The sequence below is a fragment of the Salinicola peritrichatus genome (assembly GCF_003206715.1).
GTDB lineage: Bacteria > Pseudomonadota > Gammaproteobacteria > Pseudomonadales > Halomonadaceae > Salinicola > Salinicola peritrichatus.
This window is the reverse complement of sequence record NZ_PZJU01000073.1, coordinates 13,611-33,496: the sequence shown is the minus strand read 5'-3', so window position 1 is coordinate 33,496 and position 19,886 is coordinate 13,611. Positions and strand designations below refer to the sequence as shown.

General features: G+C 58.5%; 18 protein-coding genes and 1 pseudogene. 12 read left to right on the top strand and 7 right to left on the bottom strand.

From position 1 onward, the window contains the following. On the top strand, nt 1–415 hold a 415-nt coding region (locus tag DOM57_RS20195), incomplete at its 5' end, for an integrase core domain-containing protein (RefSeq protein ID WP_162619614.1). Here DOM57_RS20195 and cysC read toward each other — a convergent pair. The 3 genes and pseudogenes from cysC to DOM57_RS20180 form a co-directional block, all read right to left on the bottom strand. After that, nucleotides 371–899, bottom strand: a pseudogene (gene cysC, locus DOM57_RS20190) (adenylyl-sulfate kinase). The gene DOM57_RS20195 and the pseudogene cysC sit on opposite strands and share 45 nt — an antisense overlap. After that, nucleotides 880–5,175: an O-linked N-acetylglucosamine transferase family protein gene (locus tag DOM57_RS20185; protein ID WP_162619613.1), complete on the bottom strand. Its 4,296-nt coding sequence runs from the start codon at nt 5,173–5,175 to the stop codon at nt 880–882. Before DOM57_RS20185 ends, cysC begins: the two are co-directional and overlap by 20 nt. 186 nt (nt 5,176–5,361) lie before the next feature. After that, complete coding sequence (locus tag DOM57_RS20180) at nt 5,362–6,513, bottom strand: FliC/FljB family flagellin (protein ID WP_110651124.1); 1,152 nt, start codon at nt 6,511–6,513, stop codon at nt 5,362–5,364. Between the two features lie 217 nt (nt 6,514–6,730). On the opposite strand from DOM57_RS20180, the gene DOM57_RS20175 reads away from it, so the two are divergent. Beyond that, nucleotides 6,731–7,126 (top strand): DUF2442 domain-containing protein, encoded by a 396-nt coding sequence (locus DOM57_RS20175; RefSeq protein WP_239496346.1) that lies wholly within the window; start codon nt 6,731–6,733, stop codon nt 7,124–7,126. Between the two features lie 28 nt (nt 7,127–7,154). Here DOM57_RS20175 and DOM57_RS20170 read toward each other — a convergent pair whose 3' ends face one another. The 4 genes from DOM57_RS20170 to flgA form a co-directional block, all read right to left on the bottom strand. Continuing rightward, nucleotides 7,155–8,111 (bottom strand): Rpn family recombination-promoting nuclease/putative transposase, encoded by a 957-nt coding sequence (locus tag DOM57_RS20170; RefSeq protein WP_110651122.1) that lies wholly within the window; start codon nt 8,109–8,111, stop codon nt 7,155–7,157. Nucleotides 8,112–8,225: 114 nt separating this feature from the next. After that, entirely contained in the window at nt 8,226–8,687 is a 462-nt protein-coding gene (locus DOM57_RS20165; RefSeq protein WP_110651120.1) for a flagella synthesis protein FlgN, read from the bottom strand. Nucleotides 8,688–8,749: 62 nt separating this feature from the next. Beyond that, the gene (gene flgM, locus DOM57_RS20160) at nt 8,750–9,028 is read right to left on the bottom strand and encodes a flagellar biosynthesis anti-sigma factor FlgM (protein WP_110651118.1); all 279 of its coding nucleotides are present in this window, start codon (nt 9,026–9,028) and stop codon (nt 8,750–8,752) included. Nucleotides 9,029–9,156: 128 nt separating this feature from the next. Beyond that, entirely contained in the window at nt 9,157–9,933 is a 777-nt protein-coding gene (gene flgA, locus DOM57_RS20155; RefSeq protein ID WP_162619612.1) for a flagellar basal body P-ring formation chaperone FlgA, read from the bottom strand. 245 nt (nt 9,934–10,178) lie between these two features. Between flgA and flgB the strand changes: the two genes are divergently transcribed. From flgB to flgK, 10 genes are all read left to right on the top strand, one after another. Then, nucleotides 10,179–10,598, top strand: coding sequence for a flagellar basal body rod protein FlgB (flgB, locus tag DOM57_RS20150; protein ID WP_110651114.1), 420 nt, complete (start codon nt 10,179–10,181; stop codon nt 10,596–10,598). A 4-nt stretch (nt 10,599–10,602) separates the two neighbouring features. Further along, nucleotides 10,603–11,013 carry a flagellar basal body rod protein FlgC gene (flgC, locus tag DOM57_RS20145; RefSeq protein ID WP_110651112.1) on the top strand — a complete coding sequence of 137 codons (411 nt, stop codon included), beginning with the start codon at nt 10,603–10,605 and terminating at the stop codon, nt 11,011–11,013. Nucleotides 11,014–11,047: 34 nt separating this feature from the next. Continuing rightward, entirely contained in the window at nt 11,048–11,752 is a 705-nt protein-coding gene (locus tag DOM57_RS20140) for a flagellar hook assembly protein FlgD (RefSeq protein ID WP_110651110.1), read from the top strand. 66 nt (nt 11,753–11,818) lie between these two features. Then, entirely contained in the window at nt 11,819–13,297 is a 1,479-nt protein-coding gene (gene flgE, locus DOM57_RS20135) for a flagellar hook protein FlgE (protein WP_110651108.1), read from the top strand. 232 nt (nt 13,298–13,529) lie between these two features. After that, a complete protein-coding gene (locus DOM57_RS20130) occupies nt 13,530–14,294 on the top strand; it encodes a flagellar basal body rod protein FlgF (RefSeq protein WP_110651106.1) in 765 nt (254 codons plus the stop codon). Between the two features lie 55 nt (nt 14,295–14,349). After that, complete coding sequence (flgG, locus tag DOM57_RS20125) at nt 14,350–15,132, top strand: flagellar basal-body rod protein FlgG (protein ID WP_110651104.1); 783 nt, start codon at nt 14,350–14,352, stop codon at nt 15,130–15,132. 28 nt (nt 15,133–15,160) lie between these two features. Beyond that, a complete protein-coding gene (locus DOM57_RS20120) occupies nt 15,161–15,862 on the top strand; it encodes a flagellar basal body L-ring protein FlgH (RefSeq protein WP_204353049.1) in 702 nt (233 codons plus the stop codon). A gap of 5 nt (nt 15,863–15,867) precedes the next feature. Next, on the top strand, nt 15,868–16,989 hold the full coding sequence (locus DOM57_RS20115; protein ID WP_110651100.1) for a flagellar basal body P-ring protein FlgI: 1,122 nt from the start codon (nt 15,868–15,870) through the stop codon (nt 16,987–16,989). Next, nucleotides 16,989–18,062: a flagellar assembly peptidoglycan hydrolase FlgJ gene (gene flgJ / locus DOM57_RS20110; protein WP_110651098.1), complete on the top strand. Its 1,074-nt coding sequence runs from the start codon at nt 16,989–16,991 to the stop codon at nt 18,060–18,062. The genes DOM57_RS20115 and flgJ overlap by 1 nt, the downstream gene beginning before the upstream one ends. A 158-nt stretch (nt 18,063–18,220) precedes the next feature. Beyond that, entirely contained in the window at nt 18,221–19,846 is a 1,626-nt protein-coding gene (gene flgK, locus DOM57_RS20105; RefSeq protein ID WP_110651096.1) for a flagellar hook-associated protein FlgK, read from the top strand. Nucleotides 19,847–19,886: the final 40 nt, after the last annotated feature.

Genomic DNA, 19,886 nt, shown 5'->3' with positions numbered 1-19,886 from the left:
GTCGAACTCGGGGGCACCGTTCAGGATCAGGATCTTGCTGACAGATAACGGGAAGACCTTTACCGATCGCTTCGCCGCGGGCGGTGAGCGTCAGCCCAGCGGCAGGCACCGGGTGGATCGGTTCTGTCACCGGCATGGCATCGAACATCGCCTGATCCCGCCTTACCGGCCGCAGACCAACGGCATGGTGGAGCGTTTCAATGGCCGCGTGAGTGACGTACTGAATACGCATCGGTTCGACTCGCGGGAGGATCTGGAGACCACTCTCAAGCGCTACAACTGGCTTTATAACCACCACATCAATCAAAAGGCCTTGCATCATCAGACGCCGATCGGTGCAATGAAACAGTGGCAGAAGGACCGGCCTGAATTATTTGGGAAACGCGTAATCAATCACCCGGGCCCCGACACCTAGGCATGAAGAAGGCGCTTGGCGGATCGATTCGAATATCGGCATGCGCAAGATAATACAGGCCTTGGGATCGCGCTGCTCACAGGTGGCAAGCGGAGTATCGACGAATACCTCGACGAAGTCGTCTGCCGCCATGCGTTCCCGCATCGCATCGCGGTCGGCCCGGAAAGGAGAGATGAATGCCGCCAGCGTGATCATGCCGGCATCGATGAACAACCATGATATCCCTGATGAGACGGATATTCTCGATCCTGTCCCGGCCAGAAAACCCGAGACCCCGATTCAAGCCATGACGCACGTTATCGCCATCAAGCAGATAGGTGCGCTTGTCCATCGCATGCAGCTTTTCTTCTACCAGTACCAGGCCAGCGATGGTGGACTTGCCCGAACCGCTCAGTCCAGTGAACCAGAGCAAGCATGCCCTGTGACCATTGAGGCGCTCACGGTGTGAACGGTGGGTTTTGTGATTACGCCATATTTTTGTCATTATTTTTTTTCGCCATTAATTGCCTTACTTTTTCCTCGATGAGCTGGGCTATATGTCTGCGAAGGTCTTCTGAAGCCAAGATGTGATGGTCAAGATTTTTTGGTATGTACTTTTCGTCAACCTCATTTTTGCCTTTCTTGGATATGTAGCCATTAATGTCGAAGTATTCGCATTGGGTATCTTTTGCAAGATCTTTTATTTTCTTATTTAACTCCAATGCGAAAGCTGCTCTGTTTTCGTGAGAATCGTACTTCGACCTTAGTTCTCCTAGTAATGAGTGTTTTGTGGTATCGCAGTTTATGTTTTCGGTTATTATTCTAGACACATAGCGGACGGCCACGTCATGTTCCTTTAGTACTGGGAGGTTGATGCCCTTTATAATAACTCCTGCGCAGTTGTTTTTTACTTCAAGTATAAATTTCCTGTAGTTTTCCATGAGGAGATGGAGGAAGTCGCCAAGAGCAATGTCTTCTTTTTTTATTATTTTACGGTAATAGAATCCAAGCTCCAAGTCTACTTGCCCAAAACCAAGGATAACGAAGTCGTTAGGGTTTAGAGATTTCTTTATCTCTTTGCTTGCGTTCAGTGTGGACTTTCTCCTCCCCAGTCCCAGAATGGTTGCGCCATGAATAACACTTATGAGGAGCGAGTCTTCATTGTTTTTTTTATGGGTATTTTTTAATGATTGTATATGGGAATCGCCAAAAACCTTGATCTTTCTTTTTGCTGGGATGCTTTCTTCCGTAAATTCTAGGTTTTTCTCTAGGTTTTTACATTTTGCATCTACTATAGCAGCCTCTTTTTTACTCAGTCCTTTCTTCCACACGCCACGATTATCATGAATAGGTTGTGTCATCTGCCATGATCGTAACGAAATATGGTTGTGTTCACCTCGGCCATCCGTTTCTTTTGCATCTTCAACACCGAACCATTTGTAGTCTTTTTTGTGGAAGTCAAACACCTCATCTGTGTAAGGTAAGCCCAGGAATGTGAGTATTTCATGTACAGCTGACTCTTTCTTCGTGACAAGGTCTTCATATTTTACTAACTTTATCCAACTTTCGTTCTTGAATTCTAGGAGTGCTTTGTTGTCGCTTATCCAACGCTGTACGCTGTGCTCGAAATTTCCAGAGCGTTTTTTCAAAGATGATACGACATCTTTGCTGTCACGAATCATGGCAATTATTTTAGCGTTCGGAAATTTTTCTTTTATTTCTCTTATTTTATAGACGTGCCTTGGTGTCTTTTCGCAGACAATGCTTTTTCCTTCCCTTTGAGAATCACGCTTTTCTTGATAATACTCATTATTTAGGTTCGGGTTGTTTAAGAACCAGTACGTTTCTCTTGGTATTGTGTGGACCTCAGGGTGAGCTCCAAGTAAAGAAGCCATCAGAGTAGTTCCGCTATGACCGCACCCTACAACAAAAATGGTTTTGTCCAGTATCTGGTTTTTATCTTCGGGTTTCTGGTTTTCTTTTATGTTATATTTTTCGTTTTTTTCTTCTGTTGCCGGGGAGAGATTTTTTACCCCTTCCGCATGCAGGTAGAGGAGGCTTTTCTGATCTTTTGAATTCTCCAGTAGGTTATATGTAATGTCTTTAATCCCAAATATTGTATGCAACAAAAACGCGAGCCGGGTACGCTGGTTATCGGAGAGCGTTTCCATTCGAGCGTGGCTGGGTAGCAGCAGTGCATCGGCACTCACTAGCTCGGTAGCCTGACGCTGTGCCTCCGGTACGTCCTCAGGGAGGTGGCTGCGGTGTTGCGGTTCGTGTAGTCGGTAAAAACGGAAGCCATGGCGGCTGGCCCAGTGCTGAATTTCCGCCAGGTTGGGTTGCCGTTCGTGAGTGGGCTGAAACGCGACCTTCACCTGGAGCAGCAGGGTATCTTTCAGCGCCTGGGTGCCATTGTCGAGGATCGCGGCGGCGTCGTTGAGGTCATCCAGTACCAGCCAGTCGATGGTGGGGAGGCCTTTGATGCTATCCAGCGCGATGGTGTTGAGCGGTAGCCGGGTGAGTACCTGGCTGCCCTTGCGAATGGCCTCGGGCTGGTGCTCGTCGCCTAGCGGTGCCAGGCTCGCGCTCAACTTGGGGTCGAGACAGGCATACAGTTGGCCTGGCTGACCGTCTCCCAGCGTCGCATTGGGGTAGTAATGCACGCCCTTGTGCTGCTTGAGCGAGGTGTCCAGCGCTTGGCTACTGGGATCGAAGGCTATCAGCTCGAGTGCTTCTTTCTGCAGCAGCTGGCGAACGACGTCGCTTTCAAGCAGTTGCCCGCCGTTGTCCACGGCGATGATCTTGCCCTCGAATTGCCACTGAAACTCCGAGTCGTCCTCGGGGACCTCGGCGTAATGGATTTCTACCGGTGCATCTTCGTCCTCGAATCGGGCTTCGCCTTCCTTGTTGAAGGTGAGGGCGGCGGGGGCCTTGGAATCGCAGTAACGTTGCCAGATGGCGCGCATGGCATCGGTGAAATGTCTGGCGAATCGCGGGCCGTCGCACACGGGAGATTGCAACAGTACGTCGCGCAGATGCTGGCGGATGGTGCCCAGGCTCTCCAGGTCGCTGGCAAGCTCGATCACGCGGGCGCGATATTCCTCCCAGCTATTGACCACCAGCTCTGGCATGCCGGCGTTCACCAGGTGTGTCGCGCTGTGGCGGCCAGCGAAGGTCGGGCCGGGAAGTGTGACTACCGGCACCCCCATGATGAAGGATTCGCAGGTCGTCAAACCGCCCGAATAGGGCCAAGGATCGAGGGCGATATCTGCGCGATTGTAAGCGTCTAGCATCTCATGATTGGTGCCCGGCCCTTCGATGATCAAACGCTCGCGAGCGACGCCTGCGTTTTCCAGCGTGGTGTATAGGCGCTCGCAGAAGCTCTCGCTGGTGTAGGGGCGCCCCTTGAGCAGCAAACGGGAATCAGGCAGCTCGTGCATGATGCTCGCCCACTGCTGGAGCGTGACATCATTGAGTTTGGTGGGGTTGTTGAAGCACGCCAGGGTGATGTAGCCGTTTCGCTTGGCCGGCAGTTCGCTCAAGGCGGGCAAGTTCTCGGGCGGATCGAAGACGATGTAGTCGTCCGGCAAGCGGATCAGTTTCTCGGTGTAGTACTCGTCTTCGCCTTCAGGCGTCTCGACATGGTCGCTGATCAGGTAGTCGATGGCTTGTACGCCCGTGGTATTGATTAGTCCACCGACCCATTTGACGAGCAATGGCGCCGGCTGCATAGCGATCGCTCGCATTCGAGAACCAGCATTGTGGCCTGAAAGGTCGATGAGGATATCGATCTCGTCATCACGGACTTGCTGAGTGAATTCCTCGTCGCTTAGGTGACGTATCGGCTGCCAGTGTTTCGCACATTTCTGAATGCGCTTGGTTACCACATCCACCACGTCGGTACTGGTATAGCAATACAGTTCGAACTGCCCCTTGGGAAGGTGCTCCAAGCATTGGGTGATCATCTTGCCGACGGGGTGTTTGCGGAGGCCATCGGACACTAAGCCAAGGCGCAGGGATTGATCTTTTCTTGAGCCATGGCGACTGGGACGTGAAGCAATCAGGCTGCCATTTGGTGCGAAACGTGCTTCCCAGGATTTGGCAAATGCAGTTATTTCCTCGCGGCTAACAGCGGGGTCGTAATGAAGGGCCGTTAAATAGTTGGAGTAAGCCACAGGGTGGTGGCGGCCTAGCTCGCTGGCTTTTCCATAATATGGATAAGCTTCACTTAGGCGCCCCAAGTCACGAAGCATATTTCCTATGTTATTCCAGACGGAAAAGTTATTCGGTACCACTGGTTTAAGTTGAATGTATAGTTCTAGTGCTTCTTCGTAGCGGTAAAGGTTGCTAAGAGCACTTGCTAGTGCATCAATGGCCTGAATGTCGTTAGGATTTTCCGCATGCGCACGTTGAGCATGTTCCAGCGCCTTCTCAAAAGCACCGTGGTCAATATAGAGCCTTGCCAGCGCGACCCAGGCAGCCACCATGGTAGGGTCTTGAGATAACGCATTATTCAAACATTCAATCGCTTCATGAGTGCGATTCTGTTTGTAGGCGATATGCCCTAGCCATGTGAGTTGGTCGGCGTTTTCCGGGCGCAAGCTTTGTGCTCGTTCGAGAGCGTCCCTGGCGCTTTGCCACTCCTTCTGCTCGGCAAGCAGGCGACCCAGTGCCAACCAGGCATCGGGGTTCGAAGGAAAGCGTTGGGTTTGCCTGCGCGCCTGCGGCAAGGTGAGCTTATCGTTAGCGCTGGCGTGGCGTTGATTGCGTTTCTTGGACATAAGGGTCGCATGATGACGGTGGTCGATACCACCACTATAAAGCGATGCCATCATGCCAAAGAGAGGAAAAGCCACTTGAAGGGGAAGCTTTTGCGTCTTTTATGGAGAGTACGAGAATATCGCTAAAAAAGCGGGCCCGAATGGACCCGCTTCATTAGTACGACAAGGAGGATTACCTTGGGGCAATTACTGCAGCAGAGAAAGAACAGTTTGCGGCGTCTGGTTGGCCTGGGCCAGAACAGAGGTGCCGGCTTGCTGCAGGATCTGAGCGCGAGTCATGTTGGAGACTTCCGTTGCATAGTCAGCATCTTCGATGCGCGAGCGAGCGGAAGAGAGGTTGGTGGTCGTGGTGCTCAGGTTGGTAATGGCGGAGTCGAAGCGGTTCTGCATGGCACCCAGCTCGGAGCGCAGGCTATCGACATCGCTAATGGCAGAGTCCAGTGCGGCGAGGGGGTCCTCTGAACGTTTTCCAGCCACGACACTCCCAGCGCTCACGGACAGGCCGGTCACCTCGCCAGCATCGTTTTTCTCGACGGAAACATTCGCTGAGACATAAGCGGTAGCACCGCTTTCATCTGTACCTTTGATGAAGAAGTTACCTGCTTCATCGACCTGCAATGCATTGGCACTTGTAGCTGTAAACCCTTCAGGCATCTCGATAGCGCTCGCACCTGTCAGTGCTACTTTGTCAACCGCAGAGGCAAAGTCAGCCACGCCACCATTGGCCGTGGAGAAGTCGTCACCGTCTAAGCCAAGCGCGCTAGCCATTGCGCCAGTGTTGCCTGTGCCAGAATCCAAGCTACCCTGGTAGCCGTTGACGTTGAAAGTATCCAGCTTCAGCGTCTCGGAGTTGATTTCCTTCAGGTTCAGGGTGATGGTCTGGCCATCCTTGGAACCGACCTGAATGGACATTTCCTGGTCGCTGGCCAGAACGTCGACGCCGTTGAAGCTGGTTTCCTTTGAGATGCGGTCGATCTCATCCAGACGCTGATTGATCTCATCCTGGATGGAGTTCAGATCTTCTTGGCTATTGGTGCCGTTGGCGGCCTGGACGGTCAGCTCACGGATACGCTGCAGGTTGTCGTTGACCTGGTCCAGCGCGCCTTCGGCGGTCTGAGCGACGGAGATACCATCGTTGGCGTTACGCTGAGCCTGGGACAGGCCAGTGATCTGGCTGCTCATGCGGTTGGCGATGGCCTGGCCGGCGGCATCGTCGGCGGCGCTGTTGATACGCAGGCCGGAAGAGAGACGCTCCATGGCGGTGGAGAGCTGGCTCTGGGACTTGTTCAGGTTCTGCTGACCGATCAGCGCGGTGATGTTGGTATTGATCACTGCCATTTTCGTATTCCTTTCTCACTTGAGAGGGCAATTTGGGCCGAATCCGCTGTGCTCATGACAGGTGGTGCCGGATCCTGCTGCAACGGCCCCGTGGCCGTTGTCCCTGTTATCGGCGGGGGCGATGTTCGCTTTAGGGGCAATTCACGATTTTTTGATGTAGGCGTTCATGATCTCGCTACGGCTACGGACGGAAGGGGGAAGAGGAAAGGGGGGGGAGATGGCATTCCGACGGTTGATTGCTGGTATCAGCCCTTTCGGGACGCTGCGAGTGATGGACGTCAGCATTGACGACGATCGCTTGGTAGTCGAGCTGATGGATGGCCGCTTGATTGGCGTGCCTCTGGCGTGGTATCCGCGCTTGGCCAATGCGACCCCTGAGCAGCGCAATCATTGGGAAGTGGCTGGGGCAGGCTATGGCATTCACTGGCCCGATATCGATGAAGACTTAAGCACCGAAGGTTTATTGCAAGGGCGCAAGGCTCCCAAGGCAATGTCATGGTCCCGAGCCTGCTTGGGAGGCTGTCGAGGTGTTCTTGACCGATCGAGCGGCCTTACCCCAAAACGCGGAAAGCAACCCGAAGGTTGCTTTCCGATTCCGTATTCCATGCCATGACGTCTGAAGCGCGGCGCCGACGATTGAGTCAATGCTTCAGTTCGGCCCGCAGTTCACGAACCTGTGCGATATCCAACCCAGCCAGATCGGCAATCATCCGGTCATCCATGGAAGTCCGCTCGACCATGTTGCGAGCCGTTTCCAGACGGCCTTCCTGGCGACCTTCCTGACGGCCTTCCTGGCGACCTTCCTCAAGCCCTTGCTGTTTCCACTGCTCGGGCCATTTCTTCGCACGTTCGGCTAGCATGTTGTGTACCTCGCTTAAGTCGTTGAGCGACTGCCACTCGATCCCTTCGTTCTCGGGCACCCAGCTCGGTAGCAGTACGCGCCGGATCCAGAGCACGAAGTGACGGCGTAGCTGGGTCTGCTCCGGCGCCTGTAGCCATTGTACCAGCAACCCAATGGTGTCGATGACGTCCTGATGGCTGTAGTGATGTTCCAGCCGGAAGATGGCCGATACCACGTTGCGGGTCTCCTCCGGCCATTCATCGCTGGCAACGATCGCCCCTTCGTCCAAGAGCAAATAGGGCAAGTCCGGCCGATACTGCTCCAGGCCACCCGGTACGGGTTGGACCAGTTCGGAGACGTTGAGTGCCGCGTTCCAGCGCCTTTCGCCATTATAGAGCACGATGGGCAGCACCGGCGGCAGCTTGCCTTGTCGGGTCAGCGTCTTTTGTTTGACCAGTTCCTGATATAGCAACCCGACATAGGTCATGATGCGTAACGCCATGAACCGGTCCACAGTACTCTGGAACTCGATCAACAGGTAAACATAGAGCCATTCGTCGCCGAAACGGACACGCCAGATCACGTCGCCCTCGCGGTCACGGAGATCGTCGGTGACGAAGGTGCTGCTGACCTTCTCGAGAGAGTCGAAATCCAGGCGCTCGACCCAATCCTCCCTGACGAAACCCGTCAGCAGATCGCGGACGGTTCTCGGCTCACTGAACAGAAGCTTGTAGCTGCTATCGTTTTTGTTCTTCATGGCAATTCTCTTGCATCTCGGGAAGCTGCTTACCATGACGGGCACGTACCTTGCCCAAGGTCCTGATGCGGGGAAGGGCGAAGGATCGACCCAAAGGAGGGGAAGGGGCGGCCATCAAGCCTTCGAGCTGATCCCTCCGAAACCCTTGTGCTGGGATTGGCCATTGGGGCCGTAGACGCTGCCGCCAACGGCGCGATTGAGGAAGTCGATGGCGCGCTGGTTGTATTCCAGACGCTGCGAAATGATGTGGCCGTTGAGAAGATTCTGATGGCGTACTTCGGCCGCCAATTCGCGAATGACGTACCACTGATCTTCGGCTCCGTGAGCCTTGGCCAGCCGCTCGGCGCCCTGGGCGCCGCTACCGAAGCCGTCGGCCTGCTGCCGTTCGCGACGTGCCTGCTCTATCGTCTCCATCTCTTCCAATGTGGCCTGTTTCGTTTCGGCGATGGCGGACATGCGGGCACCGTCGATCACGCCATCGCAAAGGCATTTGCGCTCTTCGTCGAGCGTGGCGAGGAAGCCCTCGAGTAGACGTTGTTGTTCTGTGAGCAGGGTGGCGAGCGTCATTGGTGTCATCTCGAATCGTTGTCTTGATCGTTATTTCGAATCGTTATCTCGGAAACAAGGGAAACCTGGGCTCAGGAGCGCTCGCCGAGCATATCGCGCACGCTCTGAATCAGGCCGTCGGCGATCTTGCCGGTATCCAGCTCGAGGCGGCCGTCGGCGATCGCCTGGCGGATCTCGTTGACGCGGGCGGTATCGATGTCGCTGCTGTCGTCCTGGCGATCGAGCTGGCTCAGCGTGGTGGTCGAGCCTGCCGAGGTTCCGGCACTGTCCGTCGCCGCCGGGGCTTTCTTCTGCTCGACGGACTCGTTGTGTGTCGGGCGAGTCAGCGGATGAGTCTGATCGATTTTCACGGTTGTGGCCTCTTGGCTGCTTGCACATTGATGTGCTTGCCGATGTTGTCGGTTATAGACCTTATCGGCAACGTCGACCGAAACTGAAAGACGATCGAGCAGACTTTTGTTAAGAAATTTATCTGTGGTCAGAAATCGACGGACAGCTGATCCGGCCCCGTCACCTTGCCCTGCAGTACCTGGTTGCTCTCCGCCTTGAGCCGAATGGTACTACCGAGGCCACCGTTTTCCAGTGCCTCGACGCTGCGGCTGATGCGAAATCCCTGGCCCGCTGCGGTCAGCGTCACCGTGTCGCCGCGTTTCACCAGCCAGGGTTGTCTGACCATGTTTTCCGTCAGGGTCGCACCGCTGGGGATTCGACGTGTCGCGACCATGCCGGCTGCCTGGGGCAGGGCGTCGAGATAGCCTCGGCGCAGCCGGGTGATGTCCGATTCCTGCCAGCCCAGCGCCGCGGCATCGATCCGCTCGCCAGGTTCGATCGTCTCGCGGGCGACGAGATGCCTTACCGTCGCCGAGACGGTCGCTTGAACGTAACGAGTACGACGAGCGCCATCGCCATCGCAGCGTACGCCCACCGTCACGCGGCCTTGCGGTACACCGGGGCGGGGCAGGAATGGCTGCGGGGATGCGCATGGACCAAGATCGGCCGGGCTCTCGCGCACCTCGACGCTGACCTGATCGCCCAGCGAGGTCGTCTGCTCCATCAAGAAGCGTTCGACACTGGCCTCGAGCGGATTGTCGCTCGCGCTGGTCGTGTCCGCCAGGGCGATCGAGGGCAGGGGCAGCAGCGATAGCGCGAACAGCAGACCCGTGAGCAGCGCCGCGCAGATCAGCAGAAAGCGCCGCAGCTGGGGGCGCCGCAGCAGTTTCAGGCTTTCGGTGTCGTGCGGCGGTTGCGCTGTCATGAGGCGTTTCTCGCTCACGGATGAGTGCTGGTGAAGAGATGTGTGCTGGCGACGAGAGGCGGTTCCTCCCATCTCGAAAGCGATTGTAGAGCGGCCCGGCGCCGACCATTGACGAAAATGGCGCGCAATTGCAGGCCTGTTTGTGCGTTTGGCGTGACCGTCCCGCCGCTATTCTCCACCGTGTCAATTTTCCGACGAAGGCCAGAGGAGTTCGGCATGTTCGATAAGTTGGGAGGGGCCGCGGCATGTTTGACAAGTTAGAAAGCGCGCTGCGCTTTCAGCAGGAGGCGATCAATCTGCGCGCCGAGCGCCAGCAGGTGCTGGCGAACAATATCGCCAATGCCGATACGCCCAACTTCAAGGCGCGGGACTTCGATTTCCGTTCCGAACTCGATCGAGTCATGCAGCAGGGCCGCGCCGAGGGGGAAGGCGGGCTTGCGTTGGCGCGAACCTCGGCTCGCCATATCCCGGGCCAGGCGGGTGTCTCCTCCGGTGTGGATGATCTGCTCTACCGGGTGCCGGACCAGCCGAGTCTGGACGGCAACACGGTCGACATGGACCGCGAACGCGCCGCCTTCGCCGATAATTCTCTCCGCTATCAGGCGGATGTCACTTTCGTCAGCCGCCGTATCCAGGGGCTGAAGAACGCGATGCAGTCGGAGTAAGCCGATGTCGATGTTCAGTGTTTTCGAGATTTCCGGTTCGGCGCTGACGGCAAATTCCCAGCGTATGAACGTGACCGCGAGCAATCTGGCCAACGCCGACAGCGTTGCCGGTCCGGACGGTCAGCCGTACCGCGCCAAGCAGGTGATGTTTCAGGCCCTCGGCCAGAATGGCGGCGGTCCGGGCGGGGTGCGGGTGGACCGGGTGGTGGAAGACACCACCACGCCGATGCGCATGGAGTACCGGCCCGAACATCCGCTGGCCGACGAGAACGGTTACGTGCAGATGCCCAACGTCGACCCGGTCAATGAAATGGTCGATATGATCGCCGCGTCGCGTTCCTACCAGGCCAACGTCGAGGTGATGAATACCGCCAAGACGCTGATGACCAAGACTCTGACCATCGGCGAAGGCTGATCGACAGCGTAGCGCGGAGCAAGGAGAGAGAAACATGGCCAGTCCGGTGATCGGCAGCAGCACGCTTGCCAATATCAATGGCACCGCTACCAGCAGTGCCACCACGGGGACCGATTCGAGCAGCGAGCTCAACGACCGCTTCATGACGCTGCTGGTCACGCAATTGCAGAATCAGGACCCGACCAGCCCGATGGACAATTCGGAGATGACGGCACAGTTGGCGCAGATCAACACCGTCAGCGGGATCGAGAAGCTCAACGACAGCCTGTCGGCGATCAACGATCAGATCGATGCCGGCCAGGCGCTGCAGGCGACCGCACTGATCGGCCAGGGCGTGATGGTGCCGGGTGACAGGATTCTCGTCGGTACGGCTGACGAAGATACCGGCGAGGTGGCCAGCACGCCGATTGGGGTCGATCTCGACAGCGCCGTTGATGACCTGCAGATTTCGATCAAGGGCGCCAATGGCGAGGTGATCGATACCTTCTCGACCGGGCCGCTCGATGCCGGTGTCCACAGCTTTACCTGGGACGGCAAGCTCGATGACGGCAGCAATGCTTCCACCGATACCACCTATAGCGTCGAAATGACGGCGGTTAATGGTGACAAGACCTCGATGCCGACCACCTTGAACTACGCCCTGGTCAACGGCGTGATTCAGGGCGAAGACGGGCCGCAACTGGATTTGGGATACGCTCAGGATCCCGTGACGCTCTCCGACGTGCGTCAAATTCTCTGAGTACGGCCGATTACGATACGCAGCAGTTTTTGACTCGCACAGACATCATAACGTAGGGAATGGATCATGGGCTTTTCACAGGCATTGAGTGGCGTCAACGCCGCTTCGCAGCAGCTCGACACCATCGGCAACAACATCTCCAACTCGCAGACCAAGGGCTTCAAGAGCTCCTCGGTGCAGTTCGCCGATGTCTATGCCGGTAGCCAGATCGGTCTGGGTACCCGGGTCTCGGGCGTTCTGCAGGATTTCACCAACGGCACCCTGGAAACCACCAACCGCGATCTCGACCTGGGCATCAGCGGCGATGGCTTCCTGCGCTTCGTGCAGGGCGACCAGGTCGGTTATTCGCGTAACGGGCAACTGACCATGACCGCCGACGGCTACCTGGCCAACGCCCAGGGCGCTTATCTCACCGGTTATAACGTCAGTAACTTCAACTCCACCGATACTACCGCCACGGTGCCAACCGGTGGCCTGCCTGAAATCATCCAGTTGCCCAGCGATTCGATGATCGCCAAGGCGACCCAGAATGCTTCGGCGGCGATCGATCTGGATTCGAGCGATGCGGTGCCGACCCGGGCTTTCGATCCCTCCAATTCCGCAACCTATAATTACGGTACGTCGTCCAGCGTGATCGACTCTCAGGGTAATGCCTACGACCTGCAGATGTTTTTCATCCGGGCCGATGAGGCTGCCGATGGTAGCGAGTTGAGCAATGCCTGGACGGTCGAGACTCGTGTCGCCCTGGGCGAAAACAACACCTTCCCCAAGACGATCGATTCTCTCGACGGTGTCACGGATCCGAACTTTGGCGGCGCCGATCCTGCGTCGGTCACTGGTGGCAACGGGGAGTATACCGTGACATCCGGCGGTGTGAATTACATCGCGACGGTGAGTGGTGCCACGCCGACCACCGATGCCGCTGGCAACGTTACCGGCTACACCGGCGGTAGTATCAGCTATAGCGCCGTGCTCGATTCGAAAATGCTGCAATTCGACAACAATGGTCAGTTGAGCGGTATTAGTACCGATGGCGGGCTGGAATTCGATAACACGACAACGGCCACGAGTTATGCCTTCGATCCGCAGAACGGCGCCGCGCCGCTGAGCTTCGATTTCGACTTCGCCGGTTCCTCCCAGACCGCCCAGGACTACGCCACCAACTCCCCCCAGCAGGATGGTTATACTTCGGGGCAGTTGGTCGGTGTCTCCATCGATGAGGACGGCACGATCATCGGCAGCTATTCCAACAATCAAAACATTGGGCTCGGCCGCGTAGTGCTGGCGGACTTCTCCAATCCGGAAGGGCTGGAGTCTCTCGGCGACAACCTGTGGGCGGAAACGTCGGCTTCCGGCCAGGCAGTGATGGGGACTGCCGGCTCCGGGCGCTATGGTTCGCTGCAGTCAGGCACCCTCGAGGCTTCCAACGTCGATCTGACCGAGGAACTGGTCAACCTGATCATTGCCCAGCGCAATTTCCAGGCCAATACCAACACCATCAAGACCCAGGACGAGGTCATGCAGACCGTGGTCAACCTGCGCTAAGGGAACACTGTATAAATGTCTGCACAGGCGAATCGCTGCGTTACGCGGTGCTGGAGNNAATCCTCACCTATACCCCATAGGCTCCGGTTCCTGCGCTCCGTGCGCCTTGCGCTTCATCCTGCTCGCCGATTTATTCAGCGTTTCCCTGATAGCGTTGTGTTAATGAGCCCCGCCGCGTGTCGATACACGCGGCGCCGATACTTGCACTGACGATTGCGCTGAGAGCATCAACATGGATCGCATTCTTTACACGGCCGGCGGCGGCGCCAGCCAGACGATGGCGCAGCAGGCGGTCAACAACCATAACCTGGCCAACGTCTCGACGCCTGGTTTTCGCGGTGAGCTGATGGCGCTGCGAGCCGTACCCGTCGAGGGCGAGGCGCGCCTGCCGACTCGAATTGCGTCGATGATGACCACGCCCGGCGCGGATTTTACGCCCGGGAACATCAATACCACGGGGCGCAGCCTCGACGTTGCTCTACAGGGCGATGCGTGGCTCGCGGTGCAGTCGCCGGAGGGTGGCGAGGCCTATACCCGGCGCGGCGACCTGCAGGTCGATTCAACGGGATTGCTGACTTCGCTGGGAAATCCGGTGCTGGATGACACTGGCCAGGCGATCGTGGTGCCGCTGGGTGGGGATGTCACGATCGCGCCGGATGGTTCCCTCAGCGTGCTCGAGCCGGGCCAGAACCCCGATGCCGTCGCGCCGCTGGCGCGCTTGAAGATGGTCGCGCCGGGTAACGACAACCTGGTCCGGGGCGAGGATGGGTTGTTTCGCCTGACCCCGCCGGACGGCCAGCAGGCGGCGGCGCCGCTACCGGCCGACGACACCCAGCGCCTGGTACCCGGTGCGCTCGAGGGCAGTAATGTCTCGGCAACCGAAGCGATGATTTCGATGATCGACAGTGCGCGTCGTTACGACATGCATATGAAGGTGATCGATAGCGTCGACGACAACGCGCAACGCGCCAACAACCTGTTGTCCATTACCAGTTGAGGTCGCGCCGTCTTGCATTGACGTCGCTAGCCGATCCTTCGATGAGGTTTCAATCATGATCAAATCACTGTGGACCGCCAAGACCGGCCTGGAATCGCAGCAGGTCAAGCTGGACGTGATCTCCAACAACCTGGCCAACGTTTCCACCAACGGCTTCAAGCGCTCGCGGGCGGTGTTCGAGGACCTGCTGTACCAGAACGAGCGCCAGCCCGGCGCGCAGTCTTCGGTCGTCGATACCTTGCCGTCCGGCATGCAGGTGGGCACCGGGGTGCGCCCGGTCGCCACCGAGCGCCTGCATACCCAGGGCGGATTGCAGAACACCGAGAACTCCCGCGACCTGGCGATCAACGGCAAGGGCTTCTTTGCCGTGCAGATGCCGGACGGCACCAGCGCCTTCACCCGCGACGGCAGCTTTCAAGTCAACGAGAACGGGCAGCTGGTCACCGCCGGCGGCTATCCCGTCGATCCGCCGATCGTGATCCCGCAGAACGCGCTGTCGATCACTGTCGCCCAGGACGGCACCGTCTCGGTGACGCAGCCGGGTACCTCCGAGAGCAACGAGGTGGGGCAGATCATGCTTTCCACCTTCATCAATCCGACCGGGCTGCAGAGCATCGGCCAGAACCTCTATCTGGAAACCGATGCCTCCGGGCCACGCAACGACCTGAATCCCGGACTGGACGGCGCGGGCACCCTCTACCAGGGCTATGTCGAGACCTCCAACGTCAACGTGGTGGAAGAGATGGTCAGCATGATCGAGACGCAGCGTGCCTACGAGATCAACAGCAAGGCCGTCGAAACCTCCGATGAGATGCTGGCGCGTCTCACGCAGTTGTAAGCGAGGCCCGTCTTCGATGAAGTGTGAGATGTCGCACGCCTGGCGTAGCGTTGAAGTGGCCGGCCCCCGGCTGATTCATGGGCTGGCACTCTGTCTGCTGCTGGTGCTGGGAGGATGCGCTCAGATTCCTCGGCATTCGGTGGTCGAGAACTCCGATCCGGTGGAAATTCCTTCGCAGCCGCCGGTTCAGGCCAATGGATCGATCTATCAGGCCAGGTTCGGTTTTCAGCCGCTGTTCGAGGATCGCCGGCCACGTCAGATCGGCGACATTCTCACCATCGTGCTCGACGAACAAGTGAGCGCCAGCAAGAGCTCGGCCGCCAACGCGACCCGCAATGGTTCGGTGGGGATGACGATGACCCAGGTACCGGACGTGCTCGATTTCCTCAATGACTACAACACCGATGTCGAAGGCGAGAATGTCTTCAATGGCTCGGGGGGCGCCAACGCCAACAATACGTTTACCGGCACCATCACGGTGACCGTTTACGATGTGCTGGCCAATGGCAACCTCAAGGTGCGGGGCGAGAAGCAGATCGCCATCAACCAGGGCACGGAGTACATCCGCTTCTCCGGCGTGGTCAGCCCGCGCGCGATCAGTGGCTCCAACACCGTACAGTCGACCCAGGTTGCCGATGCCCGCATCGAATACATCGGTGACGGCTATATCAACGAAGCGCAGACCATGGGCTGGCTGCAGCGCTTCTTCCTCAACATTTCGCCGTTCTGATCCCTATGTCACGCATACGCCGCTCTCTCATCGCGAATTGCCTGGTCCTGCTGGCGACGCTGCTGTTCAGCGTCGGCGCCGAGGCGCAGCGGATTCAGGATCTGGCCAGCTTCTCCGGTGTCCGCGACAACCCGCTCGTCGGTTATGGCCTGGTGGTCGGTCTCGACGGTACCGGCGACCAGACCACCCAGGCGCCGTTCACCGGCCAGAGCATCACCAACATGCTGTCGCAGTTGGGGGTGACGGTTCCGGCCGGCACCAACATGCAGTTGCGCAACGTCGCCGCGGTGATGGTGACGGCGCAGCTGCCGCCGTTCTCGCGCCAGGGGCAGGAGATCGACATCACCGTGTCCTCCATCGGCAACGCCAAGAGTCTGCGTGGCGGCACGCTGTTGATGGCGCCGCTGAAAGGCGCCGATGGACGCGTCTACGCGCTGGCCCAGGGCAACGTCTACGTGGGCGGCGCCGGGGCGCAGGCGGCTGGCAGCAGCGTGGCGATCAACCACCAGGCGGCCGGGCGAATTCCCAACGGCGGCATCGTCGAGCAGGAGGTGCCGGTGCGTCTCGGCGACGTCGACGGCACTTTGGACATGTTCCTCAAGCGCTCCGATTTCGAAAACGCCCGCCGGATCGTGGCGGCGGTCAACCAGGAGTTCGGCGCGCCGGTGGCGGCCGCGCTCGACGGCCGTACCGTGCGCCTCAAGCTGCCGGCCGACAGCAATTCCCAGGTCAATTTCCTGGCTCGCGTTCAAGGCATCGACGTGACCACGGAGCGCGGTCCGGCCAAGGTCATCGTCAATTCGCGTACCGGTTCGGTGGTGCTGTCGGATACGGTCACGCTGTCTCGGGCGGCAGTGGCCCATGGCAATCTGTCCATCGTGATCGACTCCAATCCGCAGGTCAGTCAGCCCAATGCGCTGGCGGGCGGCGACACGGTGGTGGTGCCCAATGCGGACATCACCGTGCAGCAGGAGGGCGGTGCACTGCAGATGCTGGAGACCAGTGCCGATCTGATGGACGTGGTCAACGCCTTGAACGCGCTGGGTGCGTCGCCGCAGGATCTGATGTCGATTCTGCAGGCGCTGAAGTCTTCCGGTTCGCTGAACGCGGAACTGGAGATCATCTGATGGCGCTGGACCGTTCTTCTCTCCCGACGACCGATCTGTCATCGCAGTTCGCGCTCGATGTCCAGAGCGTGCAGAAGCTCAGATACAGCGCGGCCAATTCACCGCAGGGGAGCCTCAAGGAAGCGGCGCGCCAGTTCGAGGCGGTGTTTCTGCAGATGATGTTGAAGAGCATGCGTGATGCGCTGCCCAAGTCCGGCCTGCTGGAAAGCCAGCAGATGGACATGCTGACGTCGATGCAGGACCAGCAGTGGGCCCAGCAGCTGGCGGGCCATGGTTTCGGTCTTGCCGACCAGCTGGTCAAGCAGCTCGAGGGCAGCGGCCTGCCGGGTACCCAGGGCGTCGACGCCAGCGCTGTCGATTTCAACGGCAAGGGGGAGGATCTCTCGACGCTGATCGCCGGCATTCCTCGCGGTACGCCGCGGCTGCTGCACGGTGGCCTGCGCACGCCGGCGGATGCGACTGATGCCCCGTCGAATGTTTCCCGGAGCAGCGGAATCGGCGCCATGGCAGCCGATTTCAGCGATCGGGCCGCCCACGTGGCCGAGTTTCTCGGCAAGCTGGCCGAACCGGCCAAACATGCCGAGCAGGCATCCGGTGTGCCCGCCGAGTTGATCCTGGCCCAGGCGGCGCTGGAAACCGGCTGGGGCAAGCGCGAGATTCCCACCGCAAGCGGCGGCAACAGTCACAACCTGTTCGGTATCAAGGCCGGCAGCGCGTGGCAGGGCGATACGACCGCCATAACCACGACGGAGTACGTCGATGGCCGGCCGATCCAGATGGTCGACCGATTCCGCGTCTACGACTCCTACGCCGATGCCTTCGCGGATTACGCCAAGCTGATCGGCGACAATCCGCGTTACCGGGGCGTGGTCGAGGCATCGTCTCCAGGTCAGGCGGCGATGGCGTTGCAGCAGGGCGGTTACGCGACCGACCCGCGCTATGCCGAGAAGCTCAACGCGATCATCGCGCAGTTGGGCTCGCTCGAGTCGGTGGAAGGTGCCGGTCTGCTGGCTGATGCCTCGGGCGGCACCGATCCCTTTGGCCCCGGCCGGGTGCCATCGTCCATTTTCTGATCGCAATACGGTTTTGAGCGAGATAGTGGTGGGCCGGTTAACAAATCGTTGCGAAATCGATGCATCACACACTCAAGAACGCCCGGTTTCCGCCGATAAGAATCACAACTTTGCACGGATATCGTCATGCCCGGCGTGACGTCTGACAGGAACCCGATATGAGCCTGTTTTCGATTGGCCTCAGCGGTTTGAGCGCAGCCCAGAATGCGCTGTCGACGACCAGCAACAATATCACCAACGTCTATACCGATGGCTACAACCGCCAACTGATCCTATTGGGGGAAAATAGTAGCGGTGGCGCCATGGGTACGGGTGTCACGGTGGATGGCGTCCAGCGTCAGTACAACAGCTACATCTCGACCCAGCTCAACCAGGCCAGTAGCCGCCAGAATGCGCTGGAGACCTATCAGAAACAGATTTCCCAGATCGACGATCTGCTGGCGGATGGGGATTCGGGACTGACCACGCTGATGCAGGATTTCTTCTCCAGCCTGGAGGATCTGACCGGATCGCCTTCCGATGCCGCCGCGCGCGAAGGTGTGCTCGGCACGTCCCAAAGCATGGTCGCCCAGTTCCGCGCCTACGACACCTATCTCAGCGACATGCGCGATGGCGTCAACGGCCAGATCGGCGACGTGGTTTCCCAGGTCAACGATTTGAGCGGACAAATCGCCGACCTCAACAAGCAGATCACGCTGGCGCGTGCCAAGACCGGCGAAGATCCCAATGCGCTGCTGGACCAGCGCGACAAGCTGGTCAGCGATCTCAATGGGCTGGTCGACGTCGATGTCACGGTTCAGGACGGCTCCAGCTACCAGGTCTCGATCTCCAACGGCTTGCCGCTGGTCTCGGGCAACAAGTCCTACGCATTGGAGGCGGTCACCTCCAGTGAGGATCCAAGCAACGTCACCGTGGCCTATCGCAATGCCAGCGGCTCGCAGGTCGATCTCGACGAATCGACCTTCGAGGGTGGCGAACTCGGCGGGCTGCTGAGTTTCCGCAGCGAGACATTGGATAGTGTCCAGAATCAGCTCGGACTGTTGGCGGTCAGTCTCGGCGGCGGTTTCAACGAGCAGCACGAAGCGGGTGTCGACCTCAATGGCGATGACGGCGAGGCCTACTTCGACCTGGGGAACCCCGCCGTCTACAGCAATGACGGCAACAACAGCGGCGTCTCCATGGATGCCGAATACAGCGATTACTCGGCGTTGACCGCCGACGACTATCGTCTCACCTACCAGGGCGACGATAGTTATCTGCTGGAAAACCTGACCAGTGGCGAGCGCTCCGAGATTTCCCCGGAAGAGGGTAAGCTCAGCTTCGCCGGCGTCACGCTGACGCCGAGCGGAACACCGAGCGTCAACGACAGCTTCCTCGTTCAGCCGACGCGCAACGCCGCCGCCGGCTTCGATGTCGCGCTCACGGATACCAGCAAGATCGCTGCCGCCGGCGCCGCAGAAAACGGCACCGGCGATAACACCAATGCCCTGGCGCTGCTCGACCTGCAGAATCAGAAGCTGGTGAGCGGCAAGGCGACCTTCAGCGGCGCCTACGCGTCGCTGGTCAGCAACGTCGGCAACCAGGCCGCGATCACCCAGGCCAATCTGACCACGCAAGAGGGCCTGACCGAGCAACTTTATACATACCAGCAGGCGGATTCCGGCGTGAACCTGGACGAGGAGTACGCCAACCTGATGCGTTACCAGCAGTACTACTCGGCCAACGCCAAGGTGATCGAGGCCGCGACTTCTACATTGGATACGATCTTGGGCATGCGTTCGTAACGCGGCGTATCGTCACTGAGGAATGATGGCGCTCGCCAGA